Source organism: Stenotrophomonas sp. STEN054, from assembly GCF_056854535.1.
This window is the reverse complement of sequence record NZ_JBXFWG010000015.1, coordinates 1-20,354: the sequence shown is the minus strand read 5'-3', so window position 1 is coordinate 20,354 and position 20,354 is coordinate 1. Positions and strand designations below refer to the sequence as shown.

The 20,354-nt window shown below is 66.2% G+C and carries 22 protein-coding genes; 8 read left to right on the top strand and 14 right to left on the bottom strand.

All coding sequences use genetic code 11. The features are described 5' to 3' along the window. Nucleotides 1–16: 16 nt before the first annotated feature. Genes phaC through AC1VXD_RS08005 form a run of 3 tightly spaced genes read right to left on the bottom strand, consistent with a single transcriptional unit; the run spans nucleotide 17 to nucleotide 2,795 of the window. Nucleotides 17–1,084 carry a class III poly(R)-hydroxyalkanoic acid synthase subunit PhaC gene (phaC, locus tag AC1VXD_RS08015; RefSeq protein ID WP_482991623.1) on the bottom strand — a complete coding sequence of 356 codons (1,068 nt, stop codon included), beginning with the start codon at nucleotides 1,082–1,084 and terminating at the stop codon, nucleotides 17–19. 6 nt (nucleotides 1,085–1,090) lie between these two features. After that, complete coding sequence (gene phaE / locus AC1VXD_RS08010) at nucleotides 1,091–2,158, bottom strand: class III poly(R)-hydroxyalkanoic acid synthase subunit PhaE (RefSeq protein ID WP_482991622.1); 1,068 nt, start codon at nucleotides 2,156–2,158, stop codon at nucleotides 1,091–1,093. A 22-nt stretch (nucleotides 2,159–2,180) separates the two neighbouring features. After that, nucleotides 2,181–2,795 (bottom strand): CDP-alcohol phosphatidyltransferase family protein, encoded by a 615-nt coding sequence (locus AC1VXD_RS08005; protein ID WP_482991621.1) that lies wholly within the window; start codon nucleotides 2,793–2,795, stop codon nucleotides 2,181–2,183. A gap of 343 nt (nucleotides 2,796–3,138) precedes the next feature. Here AC1VXD_RS08005 and AC1VXD_RS08000 point away from each other — a divergent pair, with 343 nt between their 5' ends. Then, nucleotides 3,139–3,789 (top strand): class I SAM-dependent methyltransferase, encoded by a 651-nt coding sequence (locus tag AC1VXD_RS08000; RefSeq protein WP_482991620.1) that lies wholly within the window; start codon nucleotides 3,139–3,141, stop codon nucleotides 3,787–3,789. A 65-nt stretch (nucleotides 3,790–3,854) separates the two neighbouring features. Here AC1VXD_RS08000 and AC1VXD_RS07995 read toward each other — a convergent pair whose 3' ends face one another. The 3 genes from AC1VXD_RS07995 to ppsR all read right to left on the bottom strand — a co-directional run bounded on the left by AC1VXD_RS07995 (nucleotide 3,855) and on the right by ppsR (nucleotide 5,913). Then, entirely contained in the window at nucleotides 3,855–4,343 is a 489-nt protein-coding gene (locus AC1VXD_RS07995) for an NUDIX hydrolase (protein ID WP_482991619.1), read from the bottom strand. A gap of 42 nt (nucleotides 4,344–4,385) precedes the next feature. Then, nucleotides 4,386–4,898, bottom strand: coding sequence for a DUF1249 domain-containing protein (locus AC1VXD_RS07990; RefSeq protein ID WP_108769174.1), 513 nt, complete (start codon nucleotides 4,896–4,898; stop codon nucleotides 4,386–4,388). A 193-nt stretch (nucleotides 4,899–5,091) separates the two neighbouring features. Continuing rightward, nucleotides 5,092–5,913, bottom strand: a complete 822-nt coding sequence (ppsR, locus tag AC1VXD_RS07985) for a posphoenolpyruvate synthetase regulatory kinase/phosphorylase PpsR (RefSeq protein ID WP_482991618.1) — start codon at nucleotides 5,911–5,913, stop codon at nucleotides 5,092–5,094. A gap of 143 nt (nucleotides 5,914–6,056) precedes the next feature. Between ppsR and ppsA the strand changes: the two genes are divergently transcribed. Both ppsA and AC1VXD_RS07975 read left to right on the top strand, forming a co-directional pair. After that, complete coding sequence (gene ppsA, locus AC1VXD_RS07980) at nucleotides 6,057–8,435, top strand: phosphoenolpyruvate synthase (protein WP_482991617.1); 2,379 nt, start codon at nucleotides 6,057–6,059, stop codon at nucleotides 8,433–8,435. Nucleotides 8,436–8,566: 131 nt separating this feature from the next. Further along, nucleotides 8,567–9,463, top strand: a complete 897-nt coding sequence (locus tag AC1VXD_RS07975; protein WP_482991616.1) for a mechanosensitive ion channel family protein — start codon at nucleotides 8,567–8,569, stop codon at nucleotides 9,461–9,463. A gap of 103 nt (nucleotides 9,464–9,566) precedes the next feature. Here the strand turns inward: AC1VXD_RS07975 and AC1VXD_RS07970 are convergent, their stop codons facing one another. The 4 genes from AC1VXD_RS07970 to tadA form a co-directional block, all read right to left on the bottom strand. Then, nucleotides 9,567–10,682, bottom strand: coding sequence for an alkene reductase (locus AC1VXD_RS07970; protein ID WP_482991615.1), 1,116 nt, complete (start codon nucleotides 10,680–10,682; stop codon nucleotides 9,567–9,569). A gap of 226 nt (nucleotides 10,683–10,908) precedes the next feature. After that, entirely contained in the window at nucleotides 10,909–11,781 is an 873-nt protein-coding gene (locus tag AC1VXD_RS07965; protein WP_482991614.1) for an EcsC family protein, read from the bottom strand. 93 nt (nucleotides 11,782–11,874) lie between these two features. After that, nucleotides 11,875–12,447, bottom strand: a complete 573-nt coding sequence (gene orn / locus AC1VXD_RS07960) for an oligoribonuclease (protein ID WP_482991613.1) — start codon at nucleotides 12,445–12,447, stop codon at nucleotides 11,875–11,877. A gap of 75 nt (nucleotides 12,448–12,522) precedes the next feature. Further along, nucleotides 12,523–13,047: a tRNA adenosine(34) deaminase TadA gene (tadA, locus tag AC1VXD_RS07955; protein ID WP_482991612.1), complete on the bottom strand. Its 525-nt coding sequence runs from the start codon at nucleotides 13,045–13,047 to the stop codon at nucleotides 12,523–12,525. Nucleotides 13,048–13,165: 118 nt separating this feature from the next. Between tadA and AC1VXD_RS07950 the strand changes: the two genes are divergently transcribed. Then, entirely contained in the window at nucleotides 13,166–13,603 is a 438-nt protein-coding gene (locus tag AC1VXD_RS07950) for an acetyltransferase (RefSeq protein WP_482991611.1), read from the top strand. 63 nt (nucleotides 13,604–13,666) lie between these two features. Continuing rightward, entirely contained in the window at nucleotides 13,667–13,870 is a 204-nt protein-coding gene (locus AC1VXD_RS07945; protein WP_482991610.1) for a hypothetical protein, read from the top strand. Nucleotides 13,871–13,900: 30 nt separating this feature from the next. On the opposite strand, the gene AC1VXD_RS07940 is transcribed toward AC1VXD_RS07945, so the two are convergent. Next, entirely contained in the window at nucleotides 13,901–14,413 is a 513-nt protein-coding gene (locus tag AC1VXD_RS07940) for a GNAT family N-acetyltransferase (protein ID WP_482991609.1), read from the bottom strand. Between the two features lie 399 nt (nucleotides 14,414–14,812). Here AC1VXD_RS07940 and AC1VXD_RS07935 point away from each other — a divergent pair, with 399 nt between their 5' ends. Together AC1VXD_RS07935 and AC1VXD_RS07930 are read left to right on the top strand one after the other, a co-directional pair. Further along, the gene (locus AC1VXD_RS07935) at nucleotides 14,813–15,400 is read left to right on the top strand and encodes a hypothetical protein (RefSeq protein WP_482991608.1); all 588 of its coding nucleotides are present in this window, start codon (nucleotides 14,813–14,815) and stop codon (nucleotides 15,398–15,400) included. After that, nucleotides 15,397–16,704 (top strand): XVIPCD domain-containing protein, encoded by a 1,308-nt coding sequence (locus AC1VXD_RS07930; RefSeq protein WP_482991607.1) that lies wholly within the window; start codon nucleotides 15,397–15,399, stop codon nucleotides 16,702–16,704. The genes AC1VXD_RS07935 and AC1VXD_RS07930 overlap by 4 nt, the downstream gene beginning before the upstream one ends. Nucleotides 16,705–16,743: 39 nt before the next feature. On the opposite strand, the gene AC1VXD_RS07925 is transcribed toward AC1VXD_RS07930, so the two are convergent. Together AC1VXD_RS07925 and AC1VXD_RS07920 are read right to left on the bottom strand one after the other, a co-directional pair. Then, a complete protein-coding gene (locus AC1VXD_RS07925) occupies nucleotides 16,744–17,748 on the bottom strand; it encodes an XVIPCD domain-containing protein (protein WP_482991606.1) in 1,005 nt (334 codons plus the stop codon). 57 nt (nucleotides 17,749–17,805) lie between these two features. Further along, nucleotides 17,806–18,342: a hypothetical protein gene (locus tag AC1VXD_RS07920; RefSeq protein WP_482991676.1), complete on the bottom strand. Its 537-nt coding sequence runs from the start codon at nucleotides 18,340–18,342 to the stop codon at nucleotides 17,806–17,808. A 744-nt stretch (nucleotides 18,343–19,086) separates the two neighbouring features. Here AC1VXD_RS07920 and AC1VXD_RS07915 point away from each other — a divergent pair. Further along, nucleotides 19,087–19,434 (top strand): hypothetical protein, encoded by a 348-nt coding sequence (locus AC1VXD_RS07915; protein ID WP_482991605.1) that lies wholly within the window; start codon nucleotides 19,087–19,089, stop codon nucleotides 19,432–19,434. A 32-nt stretch (nucleotides 19,435–19,466) separates the two neighbouring features. On the opposite strand, the gene AC1VXD_RS07910 is transcribed toward AC1VXD_RS07915, so the two are convergent. After that, nucleotides 19,467–20,015 carry a DUF4189 domain-containing protein gene (locus tag AC1VXD_RS07910; RefSeq protein WP_482991604.1) on the bottom strand — a complete coding sequence of 183 codons (549 nt, stop codon included), beginning with the start codon at nucleotides 20,013–20,015 and terminating at the stop codon, nucleotides 19,467–19,469. Nucleotides 20,016–20,354 lie beyond the last annotated feature (339 nt).

The following is a 20,354-nucleotide window of genomic DNA, read 5'->3' as shown; positions in this document are numbered from 1 at the left end:
CGAGCATGGCTCGACTCTACAGGTCGCGGGCCTTCAGCCAGCCATCGATCGTCGTCGGCACTTCGCGCTGCGCGCGGCCGGACACGTAGATGCCGATATGCCCGCCACGGAAACTGGACTCGGTGTAATCGTTGGTGCCCAGACGGCCGCGCATCGCGCGCGAGGCATCCGGCGGCACAAGGTGGTCCTGCTCGGCGTAGATGTTCAGCACCGGCAGCGTCACCTGCGACAGATCCACCGCTTCCTCGCCGATCCGCACCGTGCCGTTCACCAGCCCGTTGCCCTGGTAGAACTGCTTGGTGAAGCCACGGAAAGCCTCGCCCGCCAGGTCCGGCGAATCGAAGATCCACTTTTCCATCCGCAGGAAATCCTCCAGCGCTGCCTTGTCATCGAGGATGTCGAGCAGGCCCACGTACTTCTGCACGTTCAAACGGAACGGCTTGAGCATCAGGTAGCTGGCATTCATCAGGTCGGCCGGGATGTTGCCCAGCGTGTCCACCAGCAGGTCCACGTCCAGCTGTCGCGCCCAGTGCGAGAGCATGTTGTCGGCAGTGTGGAAATCGACCGGCGTGACCATGGTGATCAGGCGGCCCAGCTTCTGCCGGCGCAGCGCGGCATAGCACAGTGCGAACACGCCGCCCTGGCAGATGCCCAGCATGTCCACCGGCCCACCGCTGCGCGCACGCAGCGCATCCACCGCGCCATCGATGTAGCGCAGCAGGTAGTCCTCCAGGGTCTGGAAGCGCTCGGAGCGGTCCGGGTAGCCCCAGTCCAGCACGTACACGTCCTGGCCCAGCGCCAGCAGCTTCTGCACCAGCGAACGGTCGGCCTGCAGGTCGACCATGTACGGCCGGTTCACCAGCGCGTAGACGATCAGCAGCGGCGGCCTGCGGGTCGGCGCCTGCTCCCCCACGAAGCGGTACAGCACCACCTTGCCGTCGCGCCAGACTTCCTCGCGCGCGGTGGCGCCATAGTCCACGTCCTCCACCTGCGGCAGCAGCTTCAGCCCTTCCATCAGCTTGCGCTGCATGGCCAGGGTTTCCTGCATCAGGTCATCGGCGTTGAAGCCCAGCGGTCCTTTCATCGGTCGTTATTTCCGCGCAGTGGTGCGGCGTGCGGCGGGCTTCGCCGGTGCTTTTCTGGTTGCGGCCTTTTTGGCAGCCGGCTTCGGCGTGGCGGATTTCTTCGCCGGCTTGCGTGCGGCCGGCTTCACCTTGGCCGGCGCGGGCTGTGCCACCGGGTCAACCTCGGCGGTCCCGGCCAGCACGGCCACCTGCGCCTGCAGGCGGCGCAGGCTGCGCTCCAGCTCGGCAATGCGGCGGTGAGCGGCATCCATCTCGCTGCGCGTGGGCAGGCCGATGCGCTCGCTCACCTGCTCAACCTCGCGCTGCAGGCCGGCACGCAGGCGCATCTGTGCGTTGCCCAGCGAGGCGTAGACCTGCTGGAACGCCTCGGACAGGGCGACCTTGGCGTACGCCTCTTCGGCCACCTCGATCCACAGATCGAACATCGCCCGCGCACTGGTCAGCTGGCTGCCCGGCTGTTCGTGCTCGGCCAAGCGCCTTTCGAACAGATCGAAGGCCTCCTCCAGCGCCTGCTTGATCTGGTCCACGTAGGCGCGCGAATGCTGCTGGTATTCCTCCTGCGCGCGCAGCAGGGTCTGCCAGCGCGCCTGGTGCTCACGGCCGGGGCCGAAGGCCGGGCTCTGCAGCCAGGGGCCAGCCTGCACCTGCCACTGCTGCAGCCACGCGGCGAATTCGGGCAGCGCGGCACCTGCCTGGGTGCTGCCGCGTGCGCCCTGCAGCATCCACTGCAGCATGCCATCGCCCTGCCCCTGCACGGCTTCGCGCCAGGCCTGGGCCACGTCGGCGCTGCTGGCATCGCGGCCGGCGAAGCGCGCGGCCACTTCCTGCATGGTGCCGTACCAGCTGCCGGCCTGTTCGCGGAAGCGGCGCAGCGCATCTTCCGACGCGCCCTGCCCTTGTTCGGGCAGCAGCTGGCCCCACCAGTCGAACAACCGCTGCCAGCTGCCCGGGTCGTCGCCGGCCGGGGCCCCCGGCATAGCGGCATGGCGCAGGGCCTCGCCCCAGGCGCCGAAGTACTGGCGGGACAGGTTCTCGAAATCGCTGCTGCCGGCGTCGTGGGCCGAGCTGGTCATCGCGCGCCTCCGCTGGGCTGGGTCATGGCTTGGGAATGTGCAGGGTCTTGCTGATCATCAGCGAGCCGGACAGGGCGAACAGCAGCACCATCGGGTGCAGCTGCCACGGGCCCAGCTGCCACTGGCCGAACCAGAGATCGTGGCCGATGGCATCGGTGCCGGCGGCAATGGCCAGCACGATCACCAGCGCCAGGCTGGTCGGGATGGGCGTGCCCTCGAAGTACTTGACCTTGCCCTCGTCGCCGGACATCGCCTCGGCGGTGACGTTGTAGCGGGCCAGGCGGCTGACGCCGCAGCAGACGAAGTAGCTCAGCACCAGCCAGTCCCAGCCGCCCTGCATGCCGCAGGCATAGGCCAGCGCCGCCGGGGCCACGCCGAAGGAGATCACATCCGACAGCGAATCGAGCTCACGGCCCAGGGTGGAACTGGACTTGCGCCAGCGCGCGATGCGGCCGTCGAGGGCATCGAAGATGAAGGCCAGCGGGATCAGCGCCATGCCGAACATCAGATAGCCGCGCTCGCCGTCCTGCAGGAAGCGCAGGGCGGCAAACACCGCCCCGGTGCCGCAGAAGGCGTTGGCCAGAGTGAACCAGTCCGCCAGTTGGAACTCACGCAGCATCGAGAAATGACGTTTCATGGGGTCTCACGGGGCATCAAGGGGGACAGGGTACCGCGAGCGCCGCTGCCGGTGACAGCGTTGGCATCGCCCGCCCTTCACCCGTCCGCCCCCCCATCACCCGCGGTGAATTTTTCGCCACCCATCTTGACAGCCTAGGGGGGTGGAGCCTGTCGCGGCTTATCCACAAAGTTGCCCACGCGTAATCCACACCCCCTGTGGACAACCAGGTCTCAGGGACTGCGACGCTGGCCATTTGCTGATCACCCCGATGCGGGGTTTTCCTACTTCCCAATCCACGGACCTGGCGCTATGGTCACCGGCGGACCCGCCGACGCCACGTCCGATTCCTTCTTCATGGACGTTGTCGATGCTGGACGCACGCACCCTGGCCGCGCAGTTGCGGCACCCCCACGGCGAGGCCGCACTGGCCGTGGGCGAATCGATGAACCGCAGCAACGGCGAGCTCAACCGGGCCGCCATCACTCTGCTGGCGGTGTCGCCAGGCGAACAGGTGCTGGAGATCGGCCCGGGCAATGCGGCGTTCGCGCCGCTGCTGCTGCAGGCGGACGGCAGCCGCTACCTGGGCATCGAGCTGTCCACGGCGATGGTCGACGCCGGCAACCAGCACCTGGCCGGTGCCGGCCTGGCCGATCGCGCCGCGCTGCGCCACGGCGATGCCCACGCGCTGCCGGTGGCCGATGCCTCGGTGGACGCCGCACTGGCGGTCAACACGCTGTATTTCTGGCCGAACCTGGCCCCGGTGCTGGACGAACTGGCGCGCGTCCTCTGCCGCGGCGGCCGCCTGTGCCTGGCCTTCGGCGATGCCGGCTTCATGCGCAGCCTGCCGTTCGCGGCCGATTTCCAGCTGCATGAGCTCGATGCCGTGGAGCTGGCGCTGCGGGTGTCCGGCTTCAACGTCTCGGCATGGCGCAGCCACCGGGAGACAGCCACCGGCAACGACGGGCAGTCGCGCGACAAGCATTTCCACCTAGTGCTGGCGCACCGGCGCTGAGCGCCCCCGCCGCGCCGACAATCCGCCGGGCCATGCCCGGCGAGCGCAGCGGCGCCCCAGTGGCCTCAAAGCCGGCTGAACGCCCAGCTCTGCATGCGCCCATCCCGGTACGGCATCACCCCGTGGAACGGCCGCGGGTCGGCGTCGAACACCAGCGGCAGGAAGTTGCGGTCGCCCTCCCACATCGGCAGCGTGTCCAGCTTGTCCACGTCCACCCACTCCAGAGTGCCCTCGTGGTTGCCGCCGTGCGGGCTGCCCTCGAAGCTGTCGATCACGAACACGAAGCCGAACCAGTCCTCGCCATGCTTGCCGAAGCCCGGCCAGCTGATGGTGCCGCGCAGCCGCATGGCCGTGCAGTCGATGCCGGCTTCCTCGGCGATCTCGCGGCGCATGCCGGTGGCCACGTCCTCGGTCGGTTCAACCTTGCCGCCCAGACCATTGTACTTGCCCAGGTGGTGGTCACCGGGGCGGGTGTTGCGGTGGATCATCAGCACCTGGCGACGATCGGGCGAGAGCACATAGCCCAGGGTGGCGACGATCGGGGTATACGGCATGGGCGTGCATCCAGCGGCAGGTCAGCCCCGGATTATGGCCGATCAGCGCACCAGCGACAGGCGGCGCTCGGCCGGCAGCGCGACACTGCCTTCCGGGTCGCGGCGCAGGGTGGCCACGCCGTGGCCGCGCTCGGCCAGGTATTCCAGCCACTTGCCGAGGAAGGTGTTCATCCGCATGCGGTGGCTGATCAGCTCGGCCGGCGGCGGGTACAGGCCCATCGTGTCCTGCCAGCGGCGGCCCACGTAGCAGTGGGTCGTCTCGGCCTGGCGGGCGTCACGGTACAGGCGCACATAGGCCGAGGGATCCGGCTCGCCGGTCACCGGGTCGGCCAGATCGTAGGTCAGGCGCAGCTCCACCGTGTAGCGGTGGCACTCGATGACGTCCAGACGCACATCCAGGCCGTCACCCACCGAGGAGACGTAGCTGCCGGCGGTCAATTCGGCCGGGGCGAACAAGCGCACCAGATGCCGGTAATTCTCGGCATACAGGCCCATCAGCCAGCTGAGCCGGCTCAAGCGGGGAATGCGTTCGGTGCGGGGCGAGGCGTGGGCCATGGGTCGATCCTACACGTTGGCCCTACAACGTGGGGGCTGCATGGCCCCGGCCAAAGGGGGGGGGGCGTTCACCCGCCGCCAACCCGCAGACTGGCCTCACGCCTGTAAAGCCGAGCCCTCGCTCGGCTGCTCTCCGGCCAGACCCCGGTGGCCCAGCCGAGCGTGGGCTCGGCTCTACAGGGGGCAGTACCGGTCAATACATCTCGCGCTGCAGCCCCAGCGTGCCCAGCACCTTGCTGGAAATCTCCTCGATCGAGGTGTGGGTGGTGCTCAGCGTCGGGATCCGCTCCATCTGGAACATCACCTCGGCCGCGGCCACCTCGCGCTTGCAGGTGTCCAGGTTGGCGTAACGCGAATTCGGGCGGCGCTCCTGGCGGATCTGCTGCAGGCGGTCCGGATCGATGGTCAGGCCGAACAGTTTCCGACGGTAGTTCCTCAACCGCGGCGGCAGGCGGTCGCTCTCCAGATCCTCGTCGGTCAGCGGGTAATTGGCCGCGCGAACCCCGTAATGCAGGGCCAGGTAGATGCAGGTGGGCGTCTTGCCGGCGCGCGACACCGCGACCAGGATCACGTCCGCATCGTCGTAATTCACCGCGATGCCGTCATCGTGGGTCAAGGCGAAGTTCATCGCGTTGATACGGCGGTGGTAGGTCTCGAAGTCCACCATGCCGTGGGCCTGGCCGACCCGGGCAAGGCGCGGGCTGGATAATTCGCGCTCAAGCGGCTCGATGAACGGGGCGAACACGTCCAGCATCAGGGCCCCGCTTTCGGCCAGGATCAAGCTCAGGCTCTGGTCCACGCAGGAGTTCACTACGATGGGCCGGACCTCGTACCGCTCGCCCGCCGCCTGGATCCGGACACACGCTTCCCGGGCTTTTTCGGGGTCGTCGATGAACGACATTCGATCGGTGATGAAGCTGAACCCGGTGAACTGGGTGAGCAGGCTATGCCCAATGGTTTCAGCGGTGATACCGGTTCCATCGGAAACGTAGAACACCGGACGGATGGTCGACATACGCGGTTTTCACCCCTCTGAAGCTGAAAATGGTTGCAGCACAAGCTTGTGCCAACAGTACTGCGACCTGCATCATATCGGCTTCTTCCTACGGACGCGGCCATTCAGCCCGCCTCGGGCGATGGCCAAACGGAGCATCGCGCTTGAACGAGAACATCCTGTGGTTGCACGAACTGCGTCTGGGCGATCTGGCCCGCGTAGGCGGCAAGAATTCGTCGCTGGGCGAAATGATCGGCAACCTTGCCGGTCTGGGGGTCTCCGTCCCCGGCGGTTACGCCACGACCGCTGAAGCCTTCAAGGACTTCATTGCCCACAACGACCTGTCCAAGCGCATCTTCGACAAGCTGGCCACGCTCGACGTCGAAGACGTCAACGCACTGACCCTTGCCGGCAAGGAAATCCGCACCTGGGTGATCGATGCCCCGCTGCAGCCGCAGCTGGACCAGGACATCCGCAGCGCCTACACGCAGCTGTGCGACGAGAACGGCGGCGGCGAAGTGGCCGTTGCGGTGCGCTCCTCGGCCACCGCCGAAGATCTGCCCGATGCGTCCTTCGCCGGCCAGCAGGAAACCTTCCTCAACGTCACCGGTGCCGACGATGTCGTGCACAAGGTCAAGGAAGTGTTCGCCTCGCTGTACAACGACCGTGCCATCGCCTACCGCGTGCACCACGGCTTCAAGCACGAAGACGTGTTCCTGTCCGCCGGCGTGCAGCTGATGGTACGTTCGGGCGTCGGTTCCTCCGGCGTGCTGTTCACCCTGGACACCGAGTCCGGCTTCCGTGACGTGGTCTTCGTCACCTCGTCCTTCGGCCTGGGCGAAATGGTCGTGCAGGGCGCGGTCAACCCGGACGAGTACTACGTCTACAAGCCCACCCTGCAGGCCGGCAAGCCGGCGATCCTGCGCCGCTCGCTCGGCAGCAAGGCGATCCGCATGGTGTATTCCGATGTCCCCGGCGAGCGCGTCAGGATCGAGGACACCCCGGTCGAACTGCGCAGCACCTTCTCCATCAGCGACGAGGACGTGCAGGAACTGTCCAAGCAGGCGCTGGTCATCGAAAAGCACTACGGCCGCCCGATGGACATCGAGTGGGCCAAGGACGGTGTCAGCGGCAAGCTGTTCATCGTGCAGGCCCGCCCGGAAACGGTGAAGTCGCGTAGCCACGCCACACAGATCGAGCGCTTCGCGCTGACTGAAAAGGGCGGCAACGTGCTGGCCGAAGGCCGTGCCGTCGGCGCCAAGATCGGCTCGGGCACCGCCCGCGTGGTCAAGACGCTGGAAGACATGAACCGCGTGCAGCCGGGCGACGTGCTGATCGCCGACATGACCGACCCCGATTGGGAGCCGGTGATGAAGCGTGCTTCGGCCATCGTCACCAACCGTGGTGGCCGCACCTGCCACGCCGCGATCATCGCGCGCGAGCTGGGCGTGCCGGCCGTGGTCGGTTCGGGCAACGCCACCAAGGTCATCGAAGATGGCCAGCAGGTCACCGTCAGCTGCGCTGAAGGCGATACCGGCTTCATCTACGAAGGCAAGCTCGATTTCGAGCGCACCACCACCGATCTGGGCAACATGCCGCCGGCACCGCTGAAGATCATGATGAACGTGGCCAACCCGGAACGTGCCTTCGACTTCGGCCAGCTGCCGAACGCCGGCATCGGCCTGGCCCGCCTGGAAATGATCATCGCCAGCCACATCGGCATCCACCCGAACGCGCTGCTGGAATACGACCGCCAGGATGCGGCAACGAAGAAGAAGATCGACGAGAAGATCGCCGGCTACGGTGATCCGGTCAGCTTCTACGTGGACCGCCTGGCCGAAGGCATCGCCACCCTCACCGCCTCGGTCGCACCGAACCCGGTGATCGTGCGCCTGTCGGACTTCAAGTCCAACGAGTACGCCAACCTGGTCGGCGGCAGCAACTACGAGCCGCACGAAGAGAACCCGATGATCGGCTTCCGCGGCGCCAGCCGTTACGTCGATCCGAGCTTCTCGGCCGCCTTCGCGCTGGAATGCAAGGCCGTGCTGCGCGTGCGCAACGAGATGGGCCTGGACAACCTGTGGGTCATGATTCCGTTCGTGCGCACCCTCGAAGAAGGCCGCAAGGTCGTCGAGGTGCTGGAACAGAACGGCCTGAAGCAGGGCGAGAACGGCCTGAAGATCATCATGATGTGCGAAGTGCCGTCCAACGCACTGCTCGCGGATGAGTTCCTGGAGATCTTCGACGGCTTCTCGATCGGCTCCAACGACCTGACCCAGCTCAGCCTCGGCCTGGATCGCGATTCGTCCATCGTCGCGCACCTGTTCGACGAGCGTAACCCGGCGGTGAAGAAGCTGCTGTCGATGGCCATCAAGGCCGCGCGCGCCAAGGGCAAGTACGTCGGCATCTGCGGCCAGGGCCCGTCCGATCACCCGGATCTGGCCGAGTGGCTGATGCAGGAAGGCATCGAGTCGCTGTCGCTGAATCCGGATACCGTGGTCGACACCTGGCTGCGCCTGGCCAAGCACAAGGCCAATGGCTGATGCGTTGATGGGCTGACGTCGTTTTCATTGGCGTCCGCCCATACTGCAGCTGCATGCACGCCCCGCCTCTGCGGGGCGTGCCTGTTTCTGGCGTCCGCACACGCCATGACCATCGCTGCAAAGGAGTCCGCATGATCGCCGCTGCCGTCCCGTCCGCCCCGGCCACCACGTCCTGGTTCCATTCGCTCGACTGGGAACGCCTGCTGGAAACCTACGGCGTACCGTTGCTGGCGGCCATCGTCGTCCTGCTGGTCGGCATGTGGGTGGCACGACGCCTGTCCAATGCGCTGCCGCGCGCGACCTCGCGCATGGGCATGGACCCGATGCTGGGCAGCTTCCTGCGCAACGTGGTCTATGCCGCCTCGCTGGTGATCGTGGTGGTGCTGGCCATCGGCACGCTGGGCGTGCAGATCACCCCGCTGCTGGCCGTACTCGGCACCGCCGGCCTGGCCATCGGCCTGGCACTGAAAGACTCGCTGTCCAACATCGCCTCCGGGGTGATGCTGGTGACCCTGCGCCCGTTCCGCGTGGGCGATGTGGTGACCGTGGCCGGGCAGACCGGCACCGTGCGCGAAGTGCGCATCTTCCAGACCGTCATCACCGGTGCCGACAACCAGCACACCACCATTCCCAACACGCTGATCACCGCCGCGCCGATCATCAACCTCACCGCCGAGCCGACCCGCCGCGTCGAACTGGTGATCGGCATCGGCTACGAAGACAACATCCAGCTGGCACGCGAAACCGCCATCGCCCTGATGAAGGCCGACAGCCGCGTGCTGCCCTCGCCCGAGCCGGACGTGGTGGTGTACGAACTGGGCGACCACGCGATCAAGCTGGGCATCCGCTGCTTCACGAAATCGGCCGACCAGTTCGGCACCAAGGTCACCCTGCTGGAACAGATCAAGCTGGGCTACGACAAGGCCGGCATCAACATCCCCTACCCGCAGCAGGACATGCATTTGTACCTGCACGGCAAGGATGGCGGCGTGGTCGAGGCCGAAGCGCTGGTGCGGGACAAGCCCTGACCATCAAGGTGGCGCCGGGCCGTGCCCGGCGGCGTTCCCTCGCACCGCGCGGTGCGCTCGCCGGGCATGGCCCGTCGCTACCGACATCCACCACCCATCGGTGTCAGGCCTCGACGGCCTCTTGCAACGCCGGGTAATCGATGAACCCGGCGGCACCGCCACCGAAATACGTCGCGCGATCCGGCGCATTCAATTCCGCACCCACCCGCAGTCGTTCCGGCAGGTCCGGATTGGCGATGAACGGCCGACCGAACCCGATCAGATCCGCCCAGCCCTCGGCCAACGCCTGCTCGGCACGCTCGGCGGTGTACTTGCCGGCGTAGATCAACGTGCCCGGATAGATCATGCGCAACGCCTGCTTGAACGCCACCGGCATCAGCGGCGCATCCTCCCAGTCGGCCTCGGCGATGTGCAGGTAGCCCACACCCAGTTCGCCCAGCAGGTGCGCGACGGCCAGGTAGGTTGCTTGCGGCGTGTCATCGACCGCGCCCTGCAGCGTGGTCAGCGGCGCCAGGCGCACGCCGACGCGCTCGCCACCGGCCACGGCCACCACCGCCTGCGCCACCTCGCGCAGGAATCGCAGGCGGTTCTGCAGCGCGCCGCCGTAACCGTCGGTGCGCTGGTTGGCCTGCGAATCGATGAACTGGTTGATCAGGTAGCCATTGGCGCCGTGCAGCTCCACGCCATCAAAGCCTGCAGCCAGCGCTTTGCGGGTGGCCCGCGCGTAGTCGGCGATGATGCCCGGAATCTCGCTCTCGGCCAGCGCGTGCGGCATCGAGTGCTGGATCATCTCGCCCACGCCCGCCTCGGGGCCGGCGCCGGTCGGGTCGACGAACACCTTCACCCCCTCGGCCAGCAGCGCCGAGGACGAGACCGGCGCCGCGCCATCGGGCTGCAGGGCGACATGGGAGATGCGACCGACGTGCCACAGCTGCGCATAGATGCGGCCACCGGCGGCATGCACCGCATCGGTCACCTGCCGCCAGCCCTGCACCTGTTCCTCGCTGTGGATGCCCGGGGTCCAGGCATAGCCCTGCCCCTGCGGGCTGATCTGGGTGCCTTCGCTGACGATCAGGCCGGCACCGGCGCGCTGCGCGTAGTACTCCGCCATCTGTGCGGTGGCGACGTTGCCGGCGGCGGCCCGCGAACGGGTCATCGGCGGCATCACGATGCGGTTGGGCAGCGACAGCGGGCCCAGGGTGTGGGGGGTGAACAACATGGCGCGTTCTCTTGCGGGGGGACTGACCGCAAGGATGGGGACCGGCCGTGGCCCGCAACAGGCGCGGATGGGCAAAACAGTTGTGCCGTGCAGGCAAGGGTCAAAGCCCGTCACCGCCTGACGCTAGAGTCGACCGTTGGTCGACTGCCTTCCCGACAGCCAGCGAAAGCCTCCGCGCTGCGCGCGATAGTCGACTGCCAGTCGACTCTACCGCCCCCCCCCCCGGTTACAGCGTCGGCTCGATCTTCAGCGCACCATGCGCCACCCGGTCATAGCAGGTGCGCACCACATCCTCGCCGTACTTCAGCTCCAGCCGCCGCACGATGAAATGACCGCGCGCCATGTCCTGGTAGTAGTCGGTGAACATCGTGTTGAGGGTGGCGCCAGCCGCAGCACCCACGATTGGCACCGCCTGCGCAGCAAACTTCTCGGTCACCACCACGCCGAAGCGCGCGGCCACCTTCTCCACCAGCTTGGCCAGCAGCTTGCCGGCCTCCTTCGGCGCCACGCCCAGGGTCAGGTCGCGGCCGGTCACCACGCGCCCGGCCAGCTCGGCCGACAGGTGGCGCATCACGTCGGTGGTGAAGCCACGCGCCAGGTAGTAGCCGGTTTCGCTGGCATCGTCGCGCGGCGAGTTGCCACCCAGCGCGAACACCTCCAGACAGGCCTGGCGGGTGCTGAAGTGGGCCAGGTCGAAGCCCTCGCTGCGGGCCACGTCGGCCACCGCGCGCATCATGATGGTGGTCGACACCGGCAGCTCGATGAACAGCGCGGCGAAGCCGAACGCACCGCCCACCGCACCCGATGTGGCCGCCGCCAGCTTGTGCCAGCGGGTCGATGCCGACTTGCCCGGCGTGTTGCCCATGCTCCACAGCGCGGCCTGCGCGGACTTCGACAGCGCCGCCTCGACCGCACCATGGATGCGCCCGGAAATGGCCTTGGGCAGGGCCTTCACCGCGAACTCCAGCGGCGTGCCGACGAAATTGGCCATGCGTGCAGTGATCGTGGGCGCCTCCAGCAGGGCGACCGCCCGCTGCAGGTCGGCCCAGTCCTGAGCATCGTGGGCGATATCGCGCGGCAGCAGGATGGGATCGTTCATGGGGCCGATAGTAGCGCCATGAAGTTGAACGGATCGTCGCGGGGTCGGAGCCCTTTCCGCTGGAAAGGGATCCGCCCCCACCGGGCGGCAACCTCAGCCGGTCGGCAGGCCCGACAACGCGCCCATGAACTGGCGGTAGTGGCGCAGCTCGGCGATCGAGTCGTGCACGTCGCTCAGCGCGGTGTGGTTGCTGTTCTTGGCCAGGCCGGCAGCCACGGTCGGCGCCCAGCGCTTGGCCAGTTCCTTCACCGTGGATACGTCCAAATTGCGGTAGTGGAAGTACTTTTCCAGGCGCGGCATCTGCCGGTGCAGGAAGCGGCGGTCCTGGCAGATCGAGTTGCCGCTCATCGGGGAAACGCCGGCCGGAATCCACTGGGCGAGGAAGTTCACGGTCTGCGCTTCGGCCTGGGCCAGGGTGGTGGTGCTGTCCAGCACGCGCTGCCACAGACCGGAACGACGGTGCTGGTTGCGGTTCCACTCGTCCATCGCTTCCAGCGTTTCCAGCGGGTGGTGGATGGCGAATTCCGGGCCTTCGGCCAGCACGTTCAGCTGGGCATCGGTGACCACGGTGGCGATCTCGATGATCGAATCGTTGTCGGTATCCAACCCGGTCATTTCCAGGTCGATCCAGATCAGTCGTTCGTTGGCCGCGCCGTTCTCCACCATCGTGTCGCCTCGTTGCTGGGCAGGCAGGGCGCCCACCGGTAAAGGAAAGAGGCGCCCATCATACCCTTTCGCTGCTCAGGCCTCGCCCGCATGATCTTCCAGTAGCAGCGGCGGCTTGCCGCGCTTGGCCCGGAAGTAATTGGTCAGGCGCAGGCTGGCCTCCTTGGCCAGCACGCCGCCGTGGATCTCCACCCGGTGGTTGTGGCGGCCATCGCCCAGCAGGTTGAACACGCTGCCGCAGGCGCCGGTCTTGGGGTCGCTGGCGCCGTAGACCAGCCGCGCCACCCGCGCGTGCACGATGGCCATGGCGCACATCGCACACGGCTCCAGGGACACGTACAGGGTGCTGCCGATCAGCCGGTGGTTGGCCAGTACCTTCCCCCCCTCGCGCATCGCCACGATCTCGGCATGCGCGCTGGGATCGTGCGAGGCGATGTTGAGGTTCCAGCCCTCGCCCAGCAGCTGGCCATCGGCGCCCACCAGCACCGCGCCGACCGGGATCTCGTCGAACTCGTGCTGCGCGCGTTCGGCCAGGGCCAGCGCGTGGCGCATCCAGTGTTCGTCGGCGTCGTGCATGGGCACGCCCAGGGTATTGGTCATGAGGGTTCTCGGCGTCAGGCAGTTCACGCGGCGGCAGTGTAGCGCGCTTCGACCAATGCCGACCCGCAGGGGCCCGGGCCGCTAGAATGGCGTTTACCGCAGCACCGTGAGCACGTTCTTGAACACACTCCGTCCCTCGCGCGCCTCCGACGGCGGTGCCGTTGTCGATCTCTGGCGCCGCGCCGTCGATGCCACCCACGATTTCCTCAGCGCCGAGGATCGCCGCGCCATCGATGCCGAAGTCGCCGGTTTCCTGCCGCAGGCGCCGCTGCTGCTGGCCGTCGACAGCCAGGATCGACCGCAGGGCTTCATGCTGCTCGATGGCAGCCATATGGAAGCACTGTTCATTGATCCGGAGGTGCACGGCCAGGGCATCGGCCGGCAGCTGGTCGAGCACGCACTGGCCCAGCACCGCCCGTTGACCACTGACGTCAACGCACAGAACGCGCAGGCGCTGGGCTTCTACCTGCGCATGGGTTTTGTCGAAACCGGGCGTTCGGAGGTCGATTCGCAGGGCCGCCCCTACCCGCTCATCCATCTGCGCCACGGCGGCTGACGCCAGCGTGGGCGCACCGGCATGCTAGTGTCGATGCCCCTTCACTGCAGGAAGCAACACCTCATGGATGGAAGCACATTTGCAACGCTGGCGACGCTGGCACTCACGATCATCTGGATCCTGGTGCCATTCGCGATCTTCGGCGTGCGCCGCCTGCTGGGCGAACTGCTGGCCGAACAGCGCCGCACCAACACCCTGCTGGAACACATCGGCGGCGACCGCATTCCGCCGCCGGAACCGGAACCCACGCCCTGGCGCGCGCCCTGACAGCAGCCCCCCCCCTCGCCCGCCCGCGTGCTAGCCGGGCGGGCCGGCCTCGAACGCGGGTGAGTAACTGACCTCGCCGCGCGGCATCGGCGCCTGCAGCAGCAGCGCCTGGAAGTACTCCGCTGGCACGCCCGGCAGCACCACACCCGGCACGCAGTGGAAGCCGAAGCGGCCGTAAAAGGCAGGCGCGCCCAGCAGCACGCAGCCATGTGCACCGATGGCCTGCAACGCATCCAGTGCAGCCCGCATCAGCGCAGCGCCCACACCCAGCCCCTGATGTGGCGGGTCCACTGAAATCGGCCCCAGGCCGAACCACCCCTCGCTGCCATCGCTGATCGCCACCGGCGACACCGCCACGTGGCCGATCACCTGCCCGTCCTGCACGGCCACCTGCGAGACCACCAGTTCGCCGCGCTCGCGCAGTGCATCGACGATGTACTGCTCGGTGTGGCTGCTGTGCGCCGCATCCTTGAAGGCTGCCGCCGTCACCGCATGGATGGCCGCGATGTCGGCCGGCGTTTCAGCACGGATGGCGTAGATCATGGCACGTTCGAACGTGGAGTGAGGGGTGGTGACAAGCATGCCTGCAATGCGCGCGCGCGGCACGCAGCGGCCTGAGTTACCAATGTGAATTGACCAACCCCATCACGATTCGGCTGATCCATCGACGGAAAATGCCAATCTCCCGGCATATTCAGCGGAGAAGCGGTGGAATATCGTCAAGAAGCCGTCCCATAATCAAGACGTCCTGCTGCCAAGGAACGGAAACCTATCGTGTTTTCCCGTCGCACCGGCCATTACCAGGAACGTTCTTCGACAGGTCGGCCGATGACCTGTCATCCGCGCTTTCCACCCACCGCTTCCAGCGCCCGATGGCGCAGCACCCTGCTGCTGCCAAGCACGCTGCTGCTGATGCTGGTTGCCTGCCGAACGGAGATCGCCATGACCCAGGAACTCGACCCCGCCGCCGCCGATGTCGCCAAGGGAGGGCGTGGCCTGGCCAAGCTCAACCCCTCGCCCAGCCGGGCCTACGAACTGGTGCTGCGGCTGCAGAACGCACCGGGCGATTTCGCCTTCATCGAAGGCGTCGCCCAGTACGACGTCAGCAACGAGGACCAGTGTGGCTACATCGAACCGGAAACCGGCGTGGCTGCGCGCATCACCAGCCAGGAGCCGGTGATCCTGCGCAAGGTGGCCGATGACGAATACCGCGGCACCGTCTACCTGGACCGCATGCTCGACGAGGACTACTACGGTCGCGGCGTCTGCAACTGGGTGTTCAGCGGAGCCGGGGCGATGCTCAAGGCGACCGGCGCTGACGGTGAGACACGCTTCCTGTCCTTCCTCGGCGCCGAGCCATTCGTGCAGGGGCAGACCGAAACCCGGCACTACCCGCGTGGCGATTATCCACGCGTGGCCGAACTGCCCGACTACGGCGCTACCGGCCAGCAGGATCCCAGCCGCTTCCGCGCCGAGCTGCGCGACCAGCTGTTCTCCGCCTCGTTGACCGCCAACGAGGTGCGCCCGTGACCCTTACCAGCCAGGACTACGCTGCGCTCTCCAGGGATGCCTACCGCGATGAACGCGTGGGCCGCCACGCGCCCGGCCAGGAGCAACCTGTCCCGCTCAATGGCCACCCGTACCGCGTGCTGGAGCACGTCAACAACCGCCTGACCGGCTACCAGGGCACGATCTACCAGCGCGTGGACACCGACGAGATCGTGGTGGCGCACCGCGGCACCGACCAGATCGTGCGCGATGGCCTGCTGACCGATGCCGGCATGGTGGTGATGCGCCGCAACCTGCAGGCCGACGACGCGCTGGAGCTGACCCGGCGCGCGCTCGAGTACGCCAACAAGCAGGGCCGCGATCTCGGCCACACGCCCGAGGTGACCGTCACCGGCCACTCGCTGGGCGGCACCCTGGCGCAGGTCTCCGCGCATCACTTCAACCTCAAGGGCGAGACCTTCAACGCCTATGGCGCGGTCAGCCTGACGTACCGCGTTCCTGAAGGCGGCGACAACCTGATCAACCACGTCATGGCGGCCGATCCGGTGAGCTCGGCCTCCCAGCATTTCGGCCAGGTGCGCATGTACGCCACCGAAAAGGAGATCGACACGCTGGGCAACTGGGGCTTCAGCAACAGCCGCTTCCGCATGCTCATCCCCGACAGCGCGGTGGGCGCGGCGGCGTCCTCGCTGAGCTCGCACCAGCTGGACAACTTCCTCGGCAACAATTCGGTGTTGAACACGCCGGAAAGCCAGGCGCTTGCGCGGCAGAACGCGAACATGATCAACGAGTACCGTGACGACGTCATCCGCATACGCCGCGGCATCACCATCGGCGCGCGCGGCATCACCGGCAACCTCTACGACCTGTACGACACTGCGCGCGGGCCGCTGCAGGCCGGCGAACCCGAAGCGCGCGATGCGGCGAAGGAAGGCCGCGCCAGCCTGGCCCATCCCGACCATGTCGGCAACCCGCTGTACACCGATGCGCTGCGCGGCGTGCACGCGCAGGACGCGCGCGTGGGCCGTACACCGGATGCCGGCAGCGAGCGCCTTGCCGGCTCGTTGGCGGCGGAAATGCGTGCCGCCGGCGGCCAGCGCATTGATGAGGTGGTGATGAGCAACGACGCGTCGCGCAGCTTCGCGGTGCAGGGCCAGGGGGGTAATCCCGGTCACCTGCGTGTATCGGTTGATACTGCTGCGGCGATGAACACGCCACTGGAGCAGAGCAGCCAGCGCGTGGAGCAGCTGGCCGCGCAGCAGCGCCAGGCACAGGACGCAGCGCTGGAGCAGTCGCAGCAGCACGCGCGCACCCTGCACGCCTGAGCACCCCGACCCGGCCGACATACGGCGGCCGGGCCGGCCTCACATCGAACGGGAGCGCTGCTGCTGCTCCTGGTCGCGGCTGACCGCTTGTTCCTGCTGGCGGTCCTGCGCAGCAGCCAGCTGCTGGCTGCTCTGTTCCAACGGCTGCTGCGCGGCCTGCGCGCGATCGACCGAGGCACGCAGCATCGCCGGGTCGCCCATCGTGCCCTGCACCGCAAACAGCATGCGGCCATCGTTACCGGCCACCACGTGATCGATCTGCTGCAGGCCGGCCCTCTGCGCGCTCACAGCCAGCGCACCGGCGGCATTGTCCAGCTCCCGGTCCGACTGCAGGCCACTGCGCGGCCCCAGCTGCTGCAGCTGCGTGCGCGCGTCATCGAACAGCCGGTTACCGGCAACACCAGGCTGACCCGCCGCCTGGCCCAAGGACGCCTGCTCGCCCACGTCCCCATGTGCCAGCCGATGCATCACGTCCGGGGTCAGCTTCTGCTGCCACGCATCGAAGCGGCGCAGCCGATCCTCAACCCCGTTCATCGCACCGTTGATGGCATACGTCGCCTCACGAACGTTCTCACGCGCATGCTCCGGCACACGGGTCTGCCATTGCCAGACGGCGATACGGGCGGCGTGTTCGGGCTGAGCGGCCAGTTCCGGCTGGTTCACCAGATCAAGGTCGAGTGCCTGCCCCGCGCGCTCGTAGTTTTCCTTCCCGGTCAGCGGCAGGTAGCCGCGCCCGTGATACTTCAGCGCATCGCCGGGCGCATCATTGCCAAGGCGGCCGCCATACATCAGCTCGGCCAGGTCATTCGGGCGCCCGCGCAATGCTTCCTGGCGCGCCGATTCCAACGCGTCGTTGCCATTGCGCCACGCCGCTTCGACCGGAATCTGGGAGGTCGCCCGGGTGTAGTTGAAACTCTCGTTGAGGCGGCTCAGGCCACGCGACTCGTGCCCCGCCTGCGCCATGAAGTTGGCCAGCTCGCGGGGGGAATCAATGCCGGAATCCGTCGCCTGCCGCAGCAGTTGCGACTCTCTATCCGTCGACACGGTGCAACTCCTGGATCGTCATCAGCGCGGATTCCATTCCGCCGGTTGGAGCCTGGTTCATGGCAGCGACACCTCGGCGACCGTAGCCGGGTCGAAATCCTCGAACCGCACGCGCCCCAGTTCCGTTGCCGAGAATTCGCGGATGTTGGTCGCCTCGGTCTCGATGTCCACGACCTTGCGGCGCACCGCATCGACCCAGCACGCGCTCTCCGCCGGGGCAAAGCGGAAGGTGTACGTACTGCTCCAGCGCTGGCGGCTGCCACCGTTGGTGATCACGCTGAACGTGTCTTCCTCTACCATTGCATACGCAAAAGGGTCCCCCGACAGGCCACCGCGGGTGGAACACGGCACCAGCGTGTCGTTGCGAGCGGCCAGTTGCCAGCGCCCATCGCCATTACCGCGCAGCAACAGCAGCACCCGATTGGGGCCATGCTGGCCGGGCGACAGCCCTTCCGGCGACGGCTGGTCGATTACCAGCAACTGGTACTCGATACCCTCGCCATTGCGCTCGCCGCGCACGGCTTCCAGCAGGTTCGCGCCGGAGGGAACAAATGCCAGGGCATCGTCCATGTGCGCACCGTTCCCTGTTTCCATCCCGAGCCACTCCTTCGAATACGCCGCGTCGACCGCCATGGCGGATCATAGCGCCGGGTGTGGCGCATCGGGGAAGCTGGCAAGCGTCACCCGTCGGGCGGGCGGGCACAGTCCTCATGGACGGGAAAGCTCCTGCAGTCGGCAGTACTGGCGCGTCATTTTTCTGACGCACAGTGAGCTTACCGCGAGCAGGTTCGATGCGTCTAAGGGGGCGCGATATGAAAAGCGCTCTTGATCACAAAAAGAGCGCTCCCATCGTGAACGCAGGCCAACTCGTACGAGAAATTCATTGGTCCGACGCGCTGCATATGGCATGCAACGTGGCACGAGTTCGCCTGGCGTCTTCGGATTGGCATCAATCAAAGCTTCTCAAAGCTTTTGAAAACTAACTGCGCAGGAAGGGTTCAGCGACCGCCAAGCACCTTTTCGGCTTAGGGTGTCTGACCGCAGGCGCTGGGCACCGGTCGTGGAAGGCCAAAAGCGCTTGGCAGTAGTTTCGTTCGGGCTGCGCGCATCGGTATACGAGGCAAAGTTAGACGTGCGACTTGCACTCAAAATCAATTTGAGATGCGCTTGGCGCAGTCGGCATAAACCTCATCACAGGCGCAAGGCACACCACATTTATATGTTTTGGGCGAACATCCTGGCGGACTCGGTAGTTGCATCAGTTCCGATCGCCCCTTGCGCGTAAGAAGAGCCATCAACGAGACGATTAGAGAAGCGAGCTGTCGGAGGTTTCTATGAATGCCAACAAAAAAGTGCGGTCTATCGCAAATCCCCAATCAACCAAATCACCGGCACTGGATCAACCGTTCAACTGCCGTCAATCGCCGCCCGTCGGATGCAGATGTCTGCGGAACGACCCGCGACTCTAAATTCCTCGAACATGGGCTTGGTGCAATTGGCATAGACTTCTTCGCAAGGTCGCGCGACGTGTTCTTGCACCATCACTCTGCGAACATGCGCGCCAACTTCGGCTTGCACGCCCTGCCCGCGCATGTGGTACCCGCCGAGCTGACAACTGCCAGCTTCTGCAAAACACCGCATCGCTTCAGCAAGAATACGAGCGAAGCAAAGAACCCAGAGCACTAAATGGCACTTCGTACCATGATCCCATCCTTGGCTCAAAACTCCTCAAATATCGGCTTGGTGCAATTGGCATACACCTCATCACAGGGACCAGGCACACTATTTTTGCAAACGCTTTGCGCGAACATCCTGGCGAACTCGGGAGTTGCACCAGTGCCGATCGCACCTTGCCCATTTGGATTGCGATCCCTCGGCACCAGCCAAGATACGCATTGATTATGGTAGGTCTTGCTGACTACACAGTCTTTGGCGCCAGTCGAACCACAGCGCTCGACCGCCAATTTTTCAGCTTCCGCCTTCGTGCGCTTTCCATCAGAAACGCCGGCATCGTCGGAGGACATGGAAGTGGCGATAGCTCCCCAAGTCTTCACCCACCGGCCGGTTGGCGTGCTCAGCTGGATTTCCTGGGAGCCAGATCCTGCACTCCCGCCGCTAGTCGGTATAGGTGCGCAACCCTGTACACCTTGCCCGCCGATGGGGTAGTAACCGGGCGGACAACTGCCCCCCTCTGCGAGAGCACGACCACTGGAAACGCCGAGCGGTACGAGCAAAATCCACGCAATCCAAGCAGCAACCCGCTTCATGACAATACCTCCTCCAATTCATCTCAGCAGAACATGATCATGCGGTACTAGCATTGGCGTTGCCTCGCGTTCCCAACTGCCCCTGCGAGCTCTCGTTACCAATATGAAGCCGCGGGGTAGTCGCTCGGAATGGATCAGTCGTGCAATGCACACTGCTCTCTGGAGCATTAGGTCTATATTGCCCGCCTCCACCACCCATGGAACCCGGAGGCTGGCCGTTCGGGCCAGGTGAATCGCCCAGGGTTCCGTAGACACCTCGCAGCCATAAACTATGGCTTAGGCGGAGGTGATTATGAGCACGAAGCGGTACACCGATGAGTTCAAGATCGAGGCGGTCCG

Coding starts and splice junctions, on each gene's coding strand:
- phaC (WP_482991623.1), bottom strand. CDS start 1,084: ATGAAAGGACCGCTGGGCTTCAACGCCGATGACCTGATGCAGGAAACC.
- phaE (WP_482991622.1), bottom strand. CDS start 2,158: ATGACCAGCTCGGCCCACGACGCCGGCAGCAGCGATTTCGAGAACCTG.
- AC1VXD_RS08005 (WP_482991621.1), bottom strand. CDS start 2,795: ATGAAACGTCATTTCTCGATGCTGCGTGAGTTCCAACTGGCGGACTGG.
- AC1VXD_RS07995 (WP_482991619.1), bottom strand. CDS start 4,343: ATGCCGTATACCCCGATCGTCGCCACCCTGGGCTATGTGCTCTCGCCC.
- AC1VXD_RS07990 (WP_108769174.1), bottom strand. CDS start 4,898: ATGGCCCACGCCTCGCCCCGCACCGAACGCATTCCCCGCTTGAGCCGG.
- ppsR (WP_482991618.1), bottom strand. CDS start 5,913: ATGTCGACCATCCGTCCGGTGTTCTACGTTTCCGATGGAACCGGTATC.
- AC1VXD_RS07975 (WP_482991616.1), top strand. CDS start 8,567: ATGATCGCCGCTGCCGTCCCGTCCGCCCCGGCCACCACGTCCTGGTTC.
- AC1VXD_RS07970 (WP_482991615.1), bottom strand. CDS start 10,682: ATGTTGTTCACCCCCCACACCCTGGGCCCGCTGTCGCTGCCCAACCGC.
- AC1VXD_RS07965 (WP_482991614.1), bottom strand. CDS start 11,781: ATGAACGATCCCATCCTGCTGCCGCGCGATATCGCCCACGATGCTCAG.
- orn (WP_482991613.1), bottom strand. CDS start 12,447: ATGGTGGAGAACGGCGCGGCCAACGAACGACTGATCTGGATCGACCTG.
- tadA (WP_482991612.1), bottom strand. CDS start 13,047: ATGACCAATACCCTGGGCGTGCCCATGCACGACGCCGACGAACACTGG.
- AC1VXD_RS07945 (WP_482991610.1), top strand. CDS start 13,667: ATGGATGGAAGCACATTTGCAACGCTGGCGACGCTGGCACTCACGATC.
- AC1VXD_RS07940 (WP_482991609.1), bottom strand. CDS start 14,413: ATGATCTACGCCATCCGTGCTGAAACGCCGGCCGACATCGCGGCCATC.
- AC1VXD_RS07935 (WP_482991608.1), top strand. CDS start 14,813: ATGACCCAGGAACTCGACCCCGCCGCCGCCGATGTCGCCAAGGGAGGG.
- AC1VXD_RS07920 (WP_482991676.1), bottom strand. CDS start 18,342: ATGGAAACAGGGAACGGTGCGCACATGGACGATGCCCTGGCATTTGTT.
- AC1VXD_RS07915 (WP_482991605.1), top strand. CDS start 19,087: ATGCCAACAAAAAAGTGCGGTCTATCGCAAATCCCCAATCAACCAAAT.
- AC1VXD_RS07910 (WP_482991604.1), bottom strand. CDS start 20,015: ATGAAGCGGGTTGCTGCTTGGATTGCGTGGATTTTGCTCGTACCGCTC.